At 69.3% G+C, this 15149-nt stretch carries 16 protein-coding genes; 10 read left to right on the forward strand and 6 right to left on the reverse strand.

Translation table 11 applies throughout. From position 1 onward, the window contains the following. Positions 1 to 252 precede the first annotated feature (252 nt). On the reverse strand, positions 253 to 1545 hold the full coding sequence (locus IU476_RS13645) for a thymidine phosphorylase (protein ID WP_195100958.1): 1293 nt from the start codon (positions 1543 to 1545) through the stop codon (positions 253 to 255). 174 nt (positions 1546 to 1719) lie between these two features. Here IU476_RS13645 and IU476_RS13650 point away from each other — a divergent pair, with 174 nt between their 5' ends. Next, the gene (locus tag IU476_RS13650; protein ID WP_195100127.1) at positions 1720 to 1992 is read left to right on the forward strand and encodes a hypothetical protein; all 273 of its coding nucleotides are present in this window, start codon (positions 1720 to 1722) and stop codon (positions 1990 to 1992) included. 164 nt (positions 1993 to 2156) lie between these two features. Here IU476_RS13650 and IU476_RS13655 read toward each other — a convergent pair whose 3' ends face one another. Then, positions 2157 to 2564, reverse strand: coding sequence for a cytidine deaminase (locus IU476_RS13655; RefSeq protein ID WP_195100129.1), 408 nt, complete (start codon positions 2562 to 2564; stop codon positions 2157 to 2159). 335 nt (positions 2565 to 2899) lie between these two features. Between IU476_RS13655 and sdhC the strand changes: the two genes are divergently transcribed. From sdhC to IU476_RS13685, 6 genes are all read left to right on the forward strand, one after another. After that, a complete protein-coding gene (gene sdhC, locus IU476_RS13660) occupies positions 2900 to 3301 on the forward strand; it encodes a succinate dehydrogenase, cytochrome b556 subunit (RefSeq protein WP_195100131.1) in 402 nt (133 codons plus the stop codon). A 2-nt stretch (positions 3302 to 3303) separates the two neighbouring features. Beyond that, a complete protein-coding gene (locus IU476_RS13665; RefSeq protein WP_195100133.1) occupies positions 3304 to 3735 on the forward strand; it encodes a succinate dehydrogenase hydrophobic membrane anchor subunit in 432 nt (143 codons plus the stop codon). A gap of 17 nt (positions 3736 to 3752) precedes the next feature. Beyond that, positions 3753 to 5537 (forward strand): succinate dehydrogenase flavoprotein subunit, encoded by a 1785-nt coding sequence (gene sdhA, locus IU476_RS13670; RefSeq protein WP_228823649.1) that lies wholly within the window; start codon positions 3753 to 3755, stop codon positions 5535 to 5537. Further along, the gene (locus tag IU476_RS13675; protein ID WP_195100134.1) at positions 5537 to 6310 is read left to right on the forward strand and encodes a succinate dehydrogenase iron-sulfur subunit; all 774 of its coding nucleotides are present in this window, start codon (positions 5537 to 5539) and stop codon (positions 6308 to 6310) included. Before sdhA ends, IU476_RS13675 begins: the two co-directional genes overlap by 1 nt. Positions 6311 to 6574: 264 nt before the next feature. After that, the gene (locus IU476_RS13680; RefSeq protein WP_195100135.1) at positions 6575 to 7120 is read left to right on the forward strand and encodes a DUF4396 domain-containing protein; all 546 of its coding nucleotides are present in this window, start codon (positions 6575 to 6577) and stop codon (positions 7118 to 7120) included. Between the two features lie 139 nt (positions 7121 to 7259). Beyond that, positions 7260 to 8162, forward strand: coding sequence for a phenylalanine 4-monooxygenase (locus tag IU476_RS13685; protein WP_195100136.1), 903 nt, complete (start codon positions 7260 to 7262; stop codon positions 8160 to 8162). Here the strand turns inward: IU476_RS13685 and IU476_RS13690 are convergent. Together IU476_RS13690 and IU476_RS13695 are read right to left on the reverse strand one after the other, a co-directional pair. Continuing rightward, positions 8159 to 8782: an acyl-CoA-like ligand-binding transcription factor gene (locus IU476_RS13690; RefSeq protein ID WP_228823650.1), complete on the reverse strand. Its 624-nt coding sequence runs from the start codon at positions 8780 to 8782 to the stop codon at positions 8159 to 8161. The two genes, IU476_RS13685 and IU476_RS13690, sit on opposite strands and share 4 nt — an antisense overlap. Further along, the gene (locus tag IU476_RS13695; protein ID WP_195100960.1) at positions 8772 to 10232 is read right to left on the reverse strand and encodes an MFS transporter; all 1461 of its coding nucleotides are present in this window, start codon (positions 10230 to 10232) and stop codon (positions 8772 to 8774) included. The genes IU476_RS13690 and IU476_RS13695 overlap by 11 nt, the downstream gene beginning before the upstream one ends. A gap of 231 nt (positions 10233 to 10463) precedes the next feature. Between IU476_RS13695 and IU476_RS13700 the strand changes: the two genes are divergently transcribed. Then, positions 10464 to 11771: a D-alanyl-D-alanine carboxypeptidase family protein gene (locus tag IU476_RS13700; protein ID WP_195100138.1), complete on the forward strand. Its 1308-nt coding sequence runs from the start codon at positions 10464 to 10466 to the stop codon at positions 11769 to 11771. Positions 11772 to 11885: 114 nt separating this feature from the next. After that, positions 11886 to 12086: a hypothetical protein gene (locus IU476_RS13705; protein WP_195100139.1), complete on the forward strand. Its 201-nt coding sequence runs from the start codon at positions 11886 to 11888 to the stop codon at positions 12084 to 12086. Positions 12087 to 12240: 154 nt separating this feature from the next. On the opposite strand, the gene IU476_RS13710 is transcribed toward IU476_RS13705, so the two are convergent. Both IU476_RS13710 and IU476_RS13715 read right to left on the reverse strand, forming a co-directional pair. Then, a complete protein-coding gene (locus IU476_RS13710) occupies positions 12241 to 13542 on the reverse strand; it encodes an RNA polymerase sigma factor (RefSeq protein ID WP_195100141.1) in 1302 nt (433 codons plus the stop codon). A 15-nt stretch (positions 13543 to 13557) separates the two neighbouring features. Then, positions 13558 to 13977 (reverse strand): YciI family protein, encoded by a 420-nt coding sequence (locus IU476_RS13715; protein ID WP_195100143.1) that lies wholly within the window; start codon positions 13975 to 13977, stop codon positions 13558 to 13560. Between the two features lie 108 nt (positions 13978 to 14085). Here IU476_RS13715 and IU476_RS13720 point away from each other — a divergent pair, with 108 nt between their 5' ends. Then, the gene (locus tag IU476_RS13720; RefSeq protein ID WP_195100145.1) at positions 14086 to 15144 is read left to right on the forward strand and encodes an ADP-ribosylglycohydrolase family protein; all 1059 of its coding nucleotides are present in this window, start codon (positions 14086 to 14088) and stop codon (positions 15142 to 15144) included. The last annotated feature ends 5 nt before the right edge of the window (positions 15145 to 15149 follow it).

The following is a 15149-nucleotide window of genomic DNA, read 5'->3' on the forward strand; positions in this document are numbered from 1 at the left end:
GCCCACGGACACCCCGCGATCCCAGCGGAGTCCACGGGCACCCCGCGATCCCAGCGGAGTCCACGGACACCTCGTGATCCCGGCGGAGTCCACGGACACCTCGTGATCCCGGCGGAGTCCACGGCCATCCGTCATCCCGGCGGAGTCCACGGCCATCCGTCATCCCGGCGGAGTCCACGGCTATTCGTCATCCCGGCATGCTTTCGGCCGGGATCCACTTGCCACGCAACCGACTCGAAGAGACCCGAAGGGTCAGGGCACGATGCGGTCCAGGACGAGTGGGGTGGGGGCAGGCGCCTCGGGGCCGATGTCGTGGCCCGCGCGGAGGGTGTCCAGGGCTATGGGAATCGCCTCAGGCGTATCCGTATGCAGCGTGAACAGCGGCTGCCCCGCGGTCACCGCGTCCCCCGGCTTGGCATGCATCTCGACCCCCGCCCCGAACTGCACCGGGTCACCCTGCCGGGCGCGGCCCGCGCCGAGGCGCCACGCGGCCAGCCCGACGGCCATCGCGTCGAGGCGAGTCAGCGTGCCGGACCGCTCGGCGGGCACCGTCTCGGCGTGTTTCGCGCGGGGCAGCGGCGCGTCGGGGTCGCCGCCCTGTGCCGCGATCATCGCCCGCCAGTGGTCCATGGCCCGGCCGTCGGCGAGCGCGTCGGCGGGGTCCACCTCGTGAATCCCCGCCTGCGCCAGCATCTCCCGGGCCAGCGCGAGGGTCAGCTCCACGACGTCGCCCGGACCGCCCCCGGCCAGCACCTCGACGGCCTCCGCCACCTCGAGCGCGTTCCCGGCGGTGCGGCCGAGCGGGGTGTCCATCGCGGTCAGGAGCGCGACCGTGCGCACGCCCGCGTCGGCGCCCAGTTCGACCATGGCCGTGGCCAATTCGCGGGCGGAGTCGAGGTCTTTCATGAACGCGCCGCCGCCGACCTTCACGTCCAGCACCAGCGCCGCGGTGCCCTCCGCGATCTTCTTGCTCATGATCGAACTGGCGATCAGCGGCACCGATTCCACCGTGCCGGTCACGTCGCGCAGCGCGTAGAGCCGCTTGTCGGCCGGGGCGAGATCCGCCCCGGCGGCGCACACCACCGCGCCGATCTTCGGATCCGCCGTCATCTCCCGCATCAGCGGCAGCGGCACGTCCGCACGCCAGCCGGGGATCGATTCGAGCTTGTCCAAGGTGCCGCCGGTGTGGCCGAGCCCGCGGCCGGACAGCTGCGGAACGGCCGCGCCGCAGGCGGCGACGAGCGGCGCCAGCGGCAGCGTGATCTTGTCCCCCACCCCGCCCGTGGAGTGCTTGTCGACGGTCGGCCGGGGCAGGTCGGTGAAATCCAGCCGCCGGCCGGAGTCGATCATCGCCCGGGTCCACCGCGCGATCTCCCGCCGCGTCATCCCGCGTAGCAGGATCGCCATCGCCAGCGCCGACATCTGCTCGTCGGCCACCTCGCCGCGAGTGAAAGCGTCCACCACCCAGTCGATCTGGTCGTCGCCGAGTTCTGCCCCGTCCCGTTTGGCCGCGATCACCGACACCGCCGAATGCGCACTCACCATGGCGACAGCCTCCCAGAACCGGCCGCCCGGCGCAGCCCTGACCGGCATGAATACGGTGCGGGAACCTGCAGGGGGTGCGTGAACCCGAACCGTCGGCCACGTCGCCGCCGACACGCGGGGAGCACCACCGCGCTGCGGTAGCGTCGCCTCCATCGACGACGACAGGGGGGCGACGTGAGCGAGACGGGATGGGATCCCCGGATGCGGGGTCTGGAGGGGCGAGTCACCGATATCGAGGAGAGCTACGGCGCATCGATTCTCCGGCTGAGCCGTGATGTCGTCGGCCTGAAGCTCGCCAACGGCCGGCTCTTCGACGGCATGAACGCGCTCGGCTCGGGCATGGCCCGGATGATGACGCACATGGGCCTGGCACCCATCGAGGTGCCGGTGGTCGTCGCGCCCACCGAGTCGGAGATCGACGCCGCCTTCGAGCACGAGAACTCCTGATGTACCCGGCTCTCGCACCCACACAGCCCCGTAAGCCGTTGGCGCACTACGTAATTCCCAGCGAAACGCCGCGCGTTCGGCACCTGCAGAGCGCTTCGATCACTCCGCCTCGCGAGCCGCGAACGCCCGGAAAAGTAGCCGAATCCTCGCCGGCGTGCCGAACTTCACATATCCCGCTGCCCGGCCGCCAAATCATCGGGCCCGAAGGCATCGGGCAGCAAACTGCCGAGCGGCTTCGGCCCGTCGCGATGGTCCACCAGCATTTCCGCTCCTCCGTGCTCGTAGAGCACCTGCCGGCAGCGCCCGCACGGCATCAGAATCGCGCGGCGGGAATCGCACACGGCAACCGCCAGCAACCGCCCGCCGCCGGTCGCGCAAAAGTTACCCACGAGTACACATTCGGCACAGAGGCCGAGTCCATGTGAGACATTCTCCACATTGCAGCCACGCACAATTCGCCCGTCACCGGTGAGAGCAGCGGCCCCGACCGGGAACCGCGAGTACGGCGCATACGCATTCCGCATAACTTGAAATGCGCTGTGGCGCAATGCATTCCAATCAATTTCGGGCATATCGGACCTCCGCTCGAACGTGCCGGACACGACCGTAGGAATGGCATTGCGAACCCGTCAATTCATCAGGCAAGGCAAACCTAACTCATTGATTTTCAGGCCAACGAGCGGCACGCCGAATTAGTTCCGTCATTCCCCGGGGATTAGAGTTCGAGACAGATCGGTTCAGGTTCCCGGCGGCGGGCCGGCCACCGCCTCCGGGGAGTCGGCCCCGGGCACGAGCTGGTGTTTTCCAGATCCAACGGCTCACAAGCCCGCGCGCCGAACACCGCGACGGGTCCAGACTTGCCGGCTCGCCGGCGTGTCCATCAACGACGTTGGAGGCACCGCACTCTATGACCGCCACACTGGAAGCTCCGGCACAGCCGAAGCGGAAGACGCTGTACCGCGGCGACCCGGGCATGTGGTCCTGGGCGCTGCACCGGATCACCGGCGTCACGATCTTCTTCTTCCTGTTCGTCCACGTGCTCGACACCGCGCTGGTGCGAGTCAGCCCGGACACCTACGACCAGGCGATCGAGACCTACAAGAACCCGCTCGTGGCCCTGATGGAGATGGGCCTGGTCGTGTGCGTGCTGTTCCACGCGCTCAACGGCATCCGCGTGATACTGGTCGACTTCTGGTCCAAGGGCCCGCGCTTCCAGCGCCAGATGCTCTGGGTCGTGCTCGCGATCTGGATCCTGGTCGCCGGCGCCGGCGTCGGACGCCAGTTCTTCTACCTGCTGACGGAGCACTGATCATGAGCGCACCTGTACTGGGCAAGTCCTACGACATCCCGGCCAGCCTCGACGCCCCGCGCGCGCCGCGCCGCACCATGGGCAACAACTTCGAGAAGTACGCCTGGCTGTTCATGCGCTTCTCCGGCCTGCTGCTGGTCGTGCTGGTGCTCGGCCACATGTTCATCATGCTGATGATCGACGGCGGCGTGAAGCGGCTGAACTTCGCCTTCGTCGCCGGCCGCTGGGCCAGCCCGTTCTGGCAGTTCTGGGACCTGACCATGCTGTGGCTGGCCCAGCTGCACGGCGGCAACGGCCTGCGCACGGTCATCGACGACTACTCCCGCAAGGACTCCACCCGCTTCTGGCTCAAGACCCTGCTGGTGATCTCGATGATCCTGATCATGGGCGTGGGCAGCTACGTCATCTTCACCTTCGACCCCAACATCAGTTAGGAACAGGCCAAATAGCCATGAGTGAATCCCGACCGATTCAGGAGCACCGGTACGACGTCGTGATCGTCGGCGCCGGTGGTGCGGGGATGCGCGCGGCGATCGAGGCCGGTCCCCGGGCCCGCACGGCCGTGCTGACCAAGCTGTACCCGACCCGCAGCCACACCGGCGCGGCGCAGGGCGGCATGTGCGCCGCGCTGGCGAACGTCGAAGAGGACAACTGGGAGTGGCACACCTTCGACACCGTCAAGGGTGGCGACTACCTGGTCGACCAGGACGCCGCGGAGATCATGGCCAAGGAGGCCATCGACGCGGTGCTCGACCTGGAGAAGATGGGCCTGCCCTTCAACCGCACCCCCGAGGGCAAGATCGACCAGCGCCGCTTCGGCGGCCACACCCGTGACCACGGCAAGGCCCCGGTCCGCCGCGCGTGTTACGCCGCCGACCGCACCGGCCACATGATCCTGCAGACGCTGTACCAGAACTGCGTCAAGCACGACGTGGAGTTCTTCAACGAGTTCTACGTGCTCGACCTGGTCATGACCGAGACCGACCGCGGCCCGGTCGCCACCGGCGTGGTCGCCTACGAGCTGGCCACCGGCGAGCTGCACGTGTTCCACGCCAAGGCGATCATCTTCGCCACCGGCGGTTCCGGCCGCATGTACAAGACCACCTCCAACGCGCACACGCTGACCGGCGACGGCATGGCGATCGTGTTCCGCAAGGGACTTCCGCTGGAGGACATGGAGTTCCACCAGTTCCACCCGACGGGCCTGGCCGGCCTGGGCATCCTCATCTCCGAGGCGGTCCGCGGCGAGGGCGGCATCCTGCGCAACGCCGACGGCGAGCGGTTCATGGAGCGCTACGCCCCCACCATCAAGGACCTGGCGCCGCGCGACATCGTGGCCCGCTCGATGGTCAAGGAGGTCCTCGAGGGCCGCGGCGGCGGACCGAACAAGGACTACGTCTTCATCGACGTGACCCACCTCGGCGAGGACGTGCTCGAGGAGAAGCTGCCCGACATCACCGAGTTCTCCCGCACCTACCTGGGCATCGACCCGGTGAAGGAGCCGGTGCCGGTCATGCCGACCTGCCACTACGTCATGGGCGGCATCCCGACCCGCATCCGCGGCGAGGTGCTGCGCAACAACACCGACGTCGTCCCCGGCCTGTACGCCGCGGGCGAGTGCGCGTGCGTGTCGGTGCACGGCTCGAACCGCCTCGGCACCAACTCGCTGCTGGACATCAACGTCTTCGGCCGCCGCTCGGGCATCGCCGCGGCCGAGTACGCCCAGCGCGCCGAGTTCGTCGAGATGCCGGAGAACCCGGCCGAGTACGTGCAGGGCTGGCTGGCCCGGCTGCTGTCCGACCACGGCAACGAGCGGGTCGCCGACATCCGCAGCGAACTGCAGGTCACCATGGACGCCAACGCCGCAGTGTTCCGCACCGAGGAGACCCTCAAGCAGGCGCTCACCGACATCCACGCGCTCAAGGAGCGCTACGAGCACATCACGGTGCAGGACAAGGGCCGCCGCTACAACAGCGACCTGCTCGAGGCCGTCGAGCTGGGCTTCCTGCTGGAGCTGGCGGAGGTCACCGTCGTCGGCGCGCTCAACCGCAAGGAGTCGCGCGGCGGCCACGCCCGCGAGGACTACCCGGATCGCGACGACACCAACTTCATGCGCCACACCATGGCCTACAAGGACGTCGAGCCCGGCGAGCACGCCAAGCTGATCGCCGACATCCGCCTCGACTTCAAGCCGGTGGTGCAGACCCGCTACGAGCCGATGGAGCGTAAGTACTGATGACCGCTGTAGCCGAGGCCCCAGCGACCCAGAAGCCGGCTCCCGTGCCGGACGGGTCGACCATGATCACCGTCAAGGTGGCGCGGTTCAACCCCGAGGACGACAAAGGCGCGCACTGGGATTCGTTCCAGGTGCCGGTGCTGCCGACCGACCGCTTCCTGAACGTGCTCATCTACATCAAGTCCTACCTGGACGGCACGCTCACCTTCCGGCGCTCGTGCGCGCACGGCGTCTGCGGTTCCGACGCCATGCGCATCAACGGCGTCAACCGGCTGGCCTGCAAGGTGCTGATGCGCGACATGCTGCCCAAGGGCGGCAAGTCGATCACCGTCTCCGTCGAGCCCATCCGCGGCCTGCCCGTGGAGAAGGACCTCGTCGTGAACATGGAGCCGTTCTTCGACGCGTTCCGCGCGGTGAAGCCGTACCTGATCACGCACGGCAATGAGCCGACCCGCGAGCGGATCCAGTCCCAGACCGACCGCGCCCGGTTCGACGACACCACCAAGTGCATCCTGTGCGCCTGCTGCACCACCTCGTGCCCGGTGTACTGGAGCGACGGCAGCTACTTCGGCCCGGCCGCGATCGTGAACGCGCACCGCTTCATCTTCGACAGCCGCGACGAGGCCGCCCGCGAGCGCCTGGACATCCTCAACGACGTCGAGGGCGTGTGGCGCTGCCGCACCACCTTCAACTGCACCGACGCCTGCCCCCGCGGTATCGAGGTCACCAAGGCCATCCAAGAGGTCAAGCGCGCCCTGCTGTTCGCCCGCTGAGCCGGGCGGGTCGCCGCACACCACATCGAAACCCGAAGGCCGCCTTCATCAACCCGATGAAGGCGGCCTTCGCCATTCCCCCGCCGATGTGACCCACAACATACCCCAGCCCGGTATTCACCTCTTGACGCGATACCCCCTAGGGGTATTGTTACGGGCATGCAGAACGATCACACGGCACCGAGCGACCCGAACCACGGCGACGCCGACCGACCTGATCACGGCACACCCCGACCCGAAACCGACGAACACAGGGGCCACTCGATGACCACCCACACCTCACACGCGCACCACGCCACCGACAGCGACCAGGGGCACACGAACCACGCCACACACGGAGGCCACTCCGGACACACCGCCCACGCCCCCGCCACCTGGAAGATGGCCGCCAGCGCCACCCTGCACTGCCTCACCGGGTGCGCCATCGGCGAGATCCTCGGTCTGGTCATCGGCACCGCGCTGGGCTGGCACAACGCGCCGACCATGGTGCTCGCCATCGTGCTGGCGTTCGTGTTCGGCTACGGGCTGACCATGCGGGGCGCGCTCGCCGCGGGTCTCGGCCTCGGCGCGGCGGTTTCGCTGGCGCTGGCCGCCGACACCGTGTCGATCATCGTGATGGAGATCGTCGACAACGCGGTGGTGCTGGCGGTGCCCGGCGCGATGGACGCGGGGCTGGCGGACGGTCTGTTCTGGGGTTCGCTGATCTTCGCGCTGGCCGTCGCCTTCGTGATCACCACGCCGGTGAACAAGTGGATGATCGGCCGCGGCAAGGGTCACGCGGTGGTGCACTCGCTGCACGGCCACCACTGAACCGATACGCGAGCGCGCGAGGGCCCGTCCGATCGGACGGGCCCTCGCCATGTCGCACCACGATCGTTTCAACTAGGCAATTTGCCCATCTGCCAGCGTGTTCATTGTCCTATCCGCCCAGCGGTGCTTGCATCTAAGCATGTTCGACGAAGCTCAGCTGTACTCCCCGGTGACCACCGGGGCCGACGGCGACGTCACGGTGCACCTGAGCGACGAGCATCCCGGCGTGCACGATCCGGAGTACCGCGCCCGCCGCAATGCGATCGCCGCCCGCGCACTGGCGTACCGCCCGGGAGACCCCGCGCCCCGCATCGACTACACCGACGATGAGCAGGAGGTCTGGCGGATCGTCTCCGCGGAACTGCGACGCAAGCACCGCACCTATGCCTCGCACGAGGTGCTCGACGGTGAACGACGCCTGGACCTACCCGCCGACCGCATCCCGCAACTCGACGAGGTGTCGGCGAAACTGGTGCCGCTCAGCGGTTTCCGCTACGTCCCGGCGGCGGGCCTGGTGCCGCTGCGCGAGTTCTTCGGCTCGTTCGCCGAGCGGATCTTCCATTCCACCCAGTACATCCGCCACCACTCCGCGCCGCTGTACACCCCGGAGCCCGACGCCGTGCACGAGATCATCGGGCACGCCAACCAATTGGCCAGCCCCCGCTTCGCCGCCCTGTACGCCGCGGCCGGCGCCGCCGTCGCGCGGCTGGAGACCGACGCGGCGCTGAAGTTCCTGGCCGACGTGTTCTGGTTCTCGATGGAGTTCGGCGTCGTCCGCGAGGGCAACGAAATCCGTTGTTACGGTGCGGGTTTACTGTCGTCCTACGGTGAGATCGAGGAATTCCGCCGGGCCGAGCTGCGGCCGCTGCACATCGTGGAGATGGGCACCCGGACCTACGACATCACCCACTATCAACCGGTGTTGTATTGCGCGGCTTCGGTTTCCGAGATCGAGGACGTGGTGGGCGGCTTCTTCGAGATGGTGACCGACGAGGTGGTCGCGCCCTACCTCGGCGGCGCGGTGGCCGATCGGCGCGGTTAGAGCCGCATCCCGCCCGCCATGAAAGTCAATATGCGCGTGAGGCTTTCGGTGTCGTAGGGGTCACGGTCGAGCAGGGCCGCCTGGGCCGCGCCGATCAGCGCGCCGGCGAAGGCGCGGACCTCCATGTCGTCGGGTGATCGGCCGGTCCGCGCGGCCGTCAGGTCCGCGACCAGCCGAACGCTCCGGTCGAACTCGCGGGCCAGCGCTCCCCGCAGCTCCGGCACCGTGCGGATGAGATCGGTCCGCTGCCGTTCGAACGCGAAGGTCTCTTCGTCCAGAGCGGAGAATGTTTCCAGCGTCGCGAGCCGGAACGCCTCCAGCATCGTCAGTTCCGCGGGCTGCCGCTCGAGCGCCTCGATCATCAGCGGGTCCAAGTCGTCGGCCAACACGAGTTCTTCCTTCGACGGGAAGTAGCGGAAGAACGTGCTCGGCGAGACCTCCGCCGCCTCGGCGATCTGCTCCACGGTCGTCTCGTTGTAGCCCTGCTCCTGGAACAGCCGGAAGGCCTCGGTGCGAATGGTGCGGCGGGTGCGCTCCTTCTTCCGCTCGCGCAGGCCCGGCCGGGGCGCCGTGACGCCCCGGTGGACCTGCGCCGACGGTGCCTTCGAATCAGCCGACATGACCAGATTCTCCCGCATCGCCGGTCGCGGCGACGTCGGGCACCCGGGTGCGGACGAACAGTGCGGCCAGCGCGGCGGCCACCACGCAGATCGCCGCGCACACCCACAGCATCGCGCTCATGCCGCCGACGAACGCCGACTGCACATGCCCGAGCATCTGCTGATCTCCGATCCCGCGTGCCACCGCGACGCCCGCGTTGACACCGTCGGACACCGGGTCGACGTTGTAGCCGCCCAGTCCGGACCGGTACTGCGTGGCCAGGACCGTGCCCAGCACCGCGACGCCGATCGTGCCGCCCGCCTGGCGCACCGCCTGCAACAGCGCCGATCCGGACCCGGCCCGCTCCGGAGTCAGCTCCCCCATCGCCATGCCCATCGCCGAGGGCATCACGAAGCCCATTCCCGCCCCGAGCACGGTGATCCACACGGCCGTGTAACCGTAGCCGCTGTCCGCCGAGGTCAGCGCGCCGAGCGCCAGACCCGCCGCGAGCACGACGAAGCCGGTGGCCAGCACCGTCCGGATGCCGAGGCGCGGCAGCAGTTTGTCGACGACCCGGGTACCGACGACCAGGCCACCGATCAACGGCAGCAGGCGGAGTCCACTGCCCAGCGAGTCGGCGCCCAGCACCGCCTGGAAGTACTGCGGCACGGTGAAGAACAGCCCGAACATCGCGAACTGCACGAGGATGGAAAACCCGGTGCCCCAACGGAACCCGCTCGTCGAGAACAGTCCGAGATCCACCAGCGGGTAGCGAATCCGGCGCTGCGCCAGCACGAATCCGCCCAGGATCACCAGTCCGGCCGCCACGGTCGCCCACCCGATGCCGTCGCCCCAGCCCTTGTCGCCGAACCGGATGAAACCGTAAGTGAGAGCGAGCATTCCGCCCGCCGACAGCGCCACGCCCGGCAGATCGATCGGGAACCGGTTGCCGCTGCGCGATTCCGGCACCAGCAGCGCGACCGCGATCAGGCCGACGATCACCAGCGGCACGTTGATCAAGAACACCGAGCCCCACCAGAAGTGCTGCAGCAGCCAGCCGCCGACGATCGGACCCAGCGGCAGTCCGAGCGCCGACGAGGTGACCCAGATCGTCAACGCCCGTTGCCGCTGCGCCGGCTCCGGGAACATGGCCGGCAGCACCGCCATCGACAGCGGCATCATGGTGGCGGCGGCGAGGCCGAGCACCGTCCGCGCCGCGATCAACTCGCCGGACGAGCCCGCCAGCGCGCACCACACCGACGCCGCCCCGAACAGCGCCAGCGCCCCGAGCAGGAACTTTTTGCGGCCGTAGCGGTCGCCGAGCGCGCCGGCGGGCAGCATGGCGGCGGCCAGCGCCAGCGTGTAGGCGGTCGTGAACCATTGCAGCGCAGCGGTATTCGCGTGCAGGTCGATTGCCATCGTGGGCAGCGCGACCACCAGCACGGTGGTGTCCAGGCCGATGGTGAGCATGGCGACCGCGAGCGCGCCGAGGGCCAGCCAGCGCGACTTCCCGGCGGCCTCCGGCGCTCCCCCGACCGCCGCGCGGTCCCGCGCGTTCAACGTCTTCATAAGAGTTCCCATCAATTGAGTTCTGCTTGTTTTTGATAGTAACTCTCAGTTCGTAGTGTCTGTCAATATGGCGGCGGCGCAGTCGGGACGGGAAGCAGCGTTCCGGCGGGTCGCCGCATAAGCTCGCAGGTCATGAGTACCTGCATGACCCGGCGCTTCCGCCGCTCCAGCTCGATCGCGGCCGCCGCGCTGACCGTCGGGCTCATCGGCGCCACCGCACTGACGGGCGCCGTCACCACCACCGCGTCGGCCGCGCCGTCGGCGTCCACGACCGCGCCGTTCAGCACGCCGAATACCGATTCGTGCCCGAACAAGACGGTCCCGCCGCCGGCGATCGACACCTCCGAGGTGCCCGCGCCGGGCGAGCCGACCCCCACGCCGCTGCCGGTGCCCTCGCCCCCGATCGGCGGCGACAAGCTCGGCGGCTGCGGCCTGGTGCTGCCCGAGGGCGCGCCGCCGGTGCCCGCCGAACTCTCCGCGACCGCGTGGGTGATCGCCGACCTCGACACCGGGCGGGTGCTGGCGGCGAAGGACCCGCACGGCCGCTACCGGCCGGCCTCGACCATCAAGGTGCTGCTGGCCGCCGTCGCGCTGCGCAGCCTCGACCTCGACAAAGTGGTGGTCGGCACGCAGGACGACGCCAATGCCGACGGCACCCGGGTCGGCATCGGCCCCGGCGGCCGCTACACCAACCGGCAGCTGATGCAGGCGCTGATCATGGCCTCCGGCAACGACGCCGCACATGCCATCGCCACCCAGCTCGGCGGCGAGAAGGCCACCGTCGCCAAGATGAACGAACTGGCGAAACGGTTGCACGCCATGGACACTCGCGCCGCCACCCCCTCCGGCCTGGACGGCCCCGGCATGAGCACCTCCGCCTACGACCTGGCGGCGCTGTTCCGCGAGTCGATGACGATCCCCACCTTCGCCGAGCTGGTCCACACCGAACAGGTCGACTTCCCGGGCTTCCCCGCCAACCCGCAGATCCCCGGCGACCAGGACCACCCCGGCTTCCCCATCGCCAACGACAACCACCTGCTCTACGACTACGAGGGCACCCTGGGCGGCAAGACGGGCTACACCGACGACGCCCGCCAGACCTTCGTCACCGCCGCCGAGCGGGGCGGGCACCGGCTGGTCGTCACGCTGCTGCAGGCCGACGTGCGGCCCATCCGCCCGCCGCAGCAGGCCGCCCGGCTGCTGGACTACGGCTTCGCGCTGGCCTCGGACGCGAGCGTCGGCACCCTGCCCGACGACACCGCGAAATCGTCGAACACCAACGTGGCCGTGGCCTCCCCGCCGCCGCGCGACACCGATACCGCCGCCCCGGCCGAACACCACGACGAGAACCTGCTGACGGTGCTCATCGTGGGCGGTCTGGCGGCCGCGCTGGTGCTCGCCGTAGCCGCGTGGAAGCTGACGGGCCGATCGCGCCGGTAGGCGGCCGGTGAAACGTCTTCTCGCTCGCCGCGTTTGACGGCCGGATGTCCGGGCACACGCCTAACGAGCCGCTTGTCGGCTCCAGGAAGTAGTACCGGAGAGAGGAGAACGACGATGCCGGATGTGAAGAACCCCGGCCAGTTCGGCAATCGACCCGATACCGAGAAGCAGGCCCGCAAGGGCGGCCAGGCCAGCACCGGCAGCTTCGGCTCCGCGAACAGCGCCGACCCGTCCGAGGCCGGTCGCAAGGGCGCCGCGGCTCAGCCCACCGAGGCCAAGTCCCGTGGCGGGCAGCACAGCCACAGCGGCCGGTAATCGCTGACACGGAGGCCGTGGGGAGCGGAAACCTTTGCTCCCCACGGCTTTCCGGTGTATCGGCAACCGGAAGTCACACCCTGTCGGTTCGAGGCCATCTGATCCGGTCGATCGAGACGCATCGCTCTGTCGGCCGAAACCTTCTGTGTCACAACTACTTCGAGCTTCCGGAAGCAGGACTCTCTAGTTCGGCGGATTTGCGTTCCAGCAACACCCGCTCACTTGCGTTGTCGCACAATCGCGCAGCGCGTTCGAGTTCCGCACGCGCCTCGGCGAGGCGGCCCAGTCGCTTCAGCAATTCCCCACGCACGCTGGGCAACAGGTGTGAGTTCGGCAGCGCCCCGGCCGCCACCAACTCGTCCACGATCGCCAGCGCCGCGGCCGGGCCCTCCGCCATGGCGACGGCGACGGCCCGGTTCACGTCGACCACCGGCGAGGGCGCGAGCCGACCCAGTGCCTCGTAGAGCAGCACCACGCGCTCCCAATTCGTCGACTCGACATCCTTTGCGACGGAATGGCATTCGGCGATCGCCGCCTGTAGCCCGTAGGCCCTGAAACCGCGGCCGAGCTGCTCGGCACGCGCCAGGGCCGCGCGTCCGCGCCGGATCGCGGCGCGGTCCCAGCGCCGCCGGTCCTGGTCCTCCAGCAGGATCGGCGCGCCGTCGGGACCGGTGCGGGCCGGAAAGCGGGCGGCGGTGAGTTCGAGCAACGCGAGCAGTCCGTGCACCTCCGGTTCGCGCGGCATCAACCGGGCGAGCACCCGCGCCAGCCGTTGCGCCTCGCCCGCCAGATCGAGCCGGATCAGGTCCGGGCCCGAGCTGGCCGTCGACCCCTCGGTGAAGATCACGTAGAGCACGCTCAGCACCGAGCCGAGCCGCGCGGTGCGGTCCTCGGGCGGCGGTACCCGGAACGGCACCCGCGCCGCGGCCAGCGTCTTCTTCGCGCGCGTGATGCGGGCCTGCACGGTCGCGGTCGGGACCAGGAACGCCTTGGCGATCTCGTCGCTGGTCAGGCCGCCGACCACGCGCAGCGTCAGCGCGATGCGCGCCTCCCGCGACAGCACCGGATGGCAGGCCGTGAACATCAGCGCGAGCACGTCGTCGTCGATACGGTCCGGATCCCACAGCACGCTGTCGCCGTCCGGGCAGACCGGGGCGCCCGAGGCGATGCCGCCCTCGCTCAGCTCGCGAGCGAAGGCGGCATACCTGTCGTCGAGGGCAGTGCGGCGGCGGAATCCGTCGATCGCGCGGCGGCGGGCGACGGTGAGCAGCCATCCGGCGGGATTGCGCGGCGCACCGTCGCGCGGCCAGGTGACCAGGGCCTCGGCCAGCGCCTCCTGGGCGAGGTCCTCGGCCAGCGCGAAATCGCCGGTGTAGCGCGCCAGCGCACCCACGATCCGCGCGGACTCGATGCGCCAGACCGCGGCGACCTCCGCACGGGTCGCGGGATCGGTCATCGCCCGGCTACTCGCTCAGAGCTGCCCGGTCGACTCACGCCACGCCCGTTCCTTCTGGATCCACACGTTGTCCTGGGGAAACTCGTCGATCGTCGGCACCCGGCGGATCTCGGTCTTGAACCCCGGGCCGCCGTAGGGCATGCGCTTGGCCCACTCGACAGCCTCCTCCTTCGAGGCCACGTTGAGGATGTAGTAGCCGCCGAACAACTCCTTCGCCTCGCCGTACGGACCGTCGGTGACCACCGGTGTCTCGGACGAGTAGTCGACCACCACGCCCTCGGCCGGGTCGTCGAGCCCCTCCGCCGCGAGCAGCACGCCCGCCCGGATCAACTCGTCGTTGAACCGGCCCATGGTGTCGAGCACCTCGGCGAAGTCGACGTCGGCCATCTTGGCGTACGCCTCTTCGGTACCGCGCATGATGAGCATGTACTTCATGTTTCTCTCCTCGGCCGCGGGCCCCTCTCGGACCCTCTCACGCGAAGGTCGAACGGGGAAGCGGCGGATCGACACGGCGCCCGAAATTTCTTCCGTAAGTTTGTCTCCGTGGTGGAGTACAGCATCGTGGTCGATCGGGTCCGGGGTTCGCTGCTGGGTGGCGCTGTCGGTGACGCGCTCGGATGGCCGATCGAGTTCCTGCAACTGGACAAGATTCGCGAGTGGCACGGCGCGGCGGGCGTCACCGGCTTCCTCCCGCAGCACGACAAGCAGGCGCCCCAGCAGATCACCGACGACACCCAGATGACCTTGTTCACCGCGGAGGGGCTACTACGCGCGGCCCCCGGTGCCGACCCGATCCCCGCGCTGCACCGGGCCTATCTGCGCTGGCTCTACACCCAGCAACCCGATCCCGAACTCGCCGTGGACGGTTGGCTGGTCGGGTTGCCGTTCCTGCACGCGGTCCGAGCGCCCGGCAACGCGTGCACGAAAGGGCTGCGCCAACAGGCGCGCAACTACCTCGCGCCGCACCCGTTCGGCACTCCCGGCCCGGTCAATCCGCATTCCAAGGGGTGCGGCACGGTCATGCGCTCGGCACCGTTCGGCCTGATCGAAGCGGGCCCGGAGGTCGCGTTCACGACCGCGGCGCGAGCCGCGCAGCTCACCCACGGGCACCCCACCGGCTACCTCGCCGCGGGCGCGTTCGCGGCACTGATCGACCGCGTCGTCCACGGCACCGAACTCGCGACCGCCGTGCGCGAGACCATCACCCAACTCGCCACCTACCCCGCGTCGGCCGAGGCGGTCGCCGCATTGGAACGAGCCGTCGAGCTGGCGGACCAGCCCGCCACCCCCGAACAGGTGGAAAAACTCGGCGGCGGCTGGGTCGCCGAAGAATGCCTGGCCATAGCCGTCTACTGCGCCCTCGCCGCCCCCGACCCCCGCACCGCCCTCCTGCTCTCGGTCAACCACTCCGGCGACTCCGACTCCACCGGCGCCACCACCGGCAACCTCCTGGGCGCCACCCACGGCCTGTCCGCCCTCCCTCTCGACTGGGCCGGCGCAGTAGAGGGCCGAGACGTCCTGGTCCAGGTAGCCGACGACCTCATCACCACTTTCGTCCACCGCAACCCCGCCCTCTCCGCCTCCCGCTATCCCCGCGACTGAAAGCA

This window comes from Nocardia blacklockiae (assembly GCF_015477355.1).
GTDB classification, from domain to species: domain Bacteria; phylum Actinomycetota; class Actinomycetes; order Mycobacteriales; family Mycobacteriaceae; genus Nocardia; species Nocardia blacklockiae.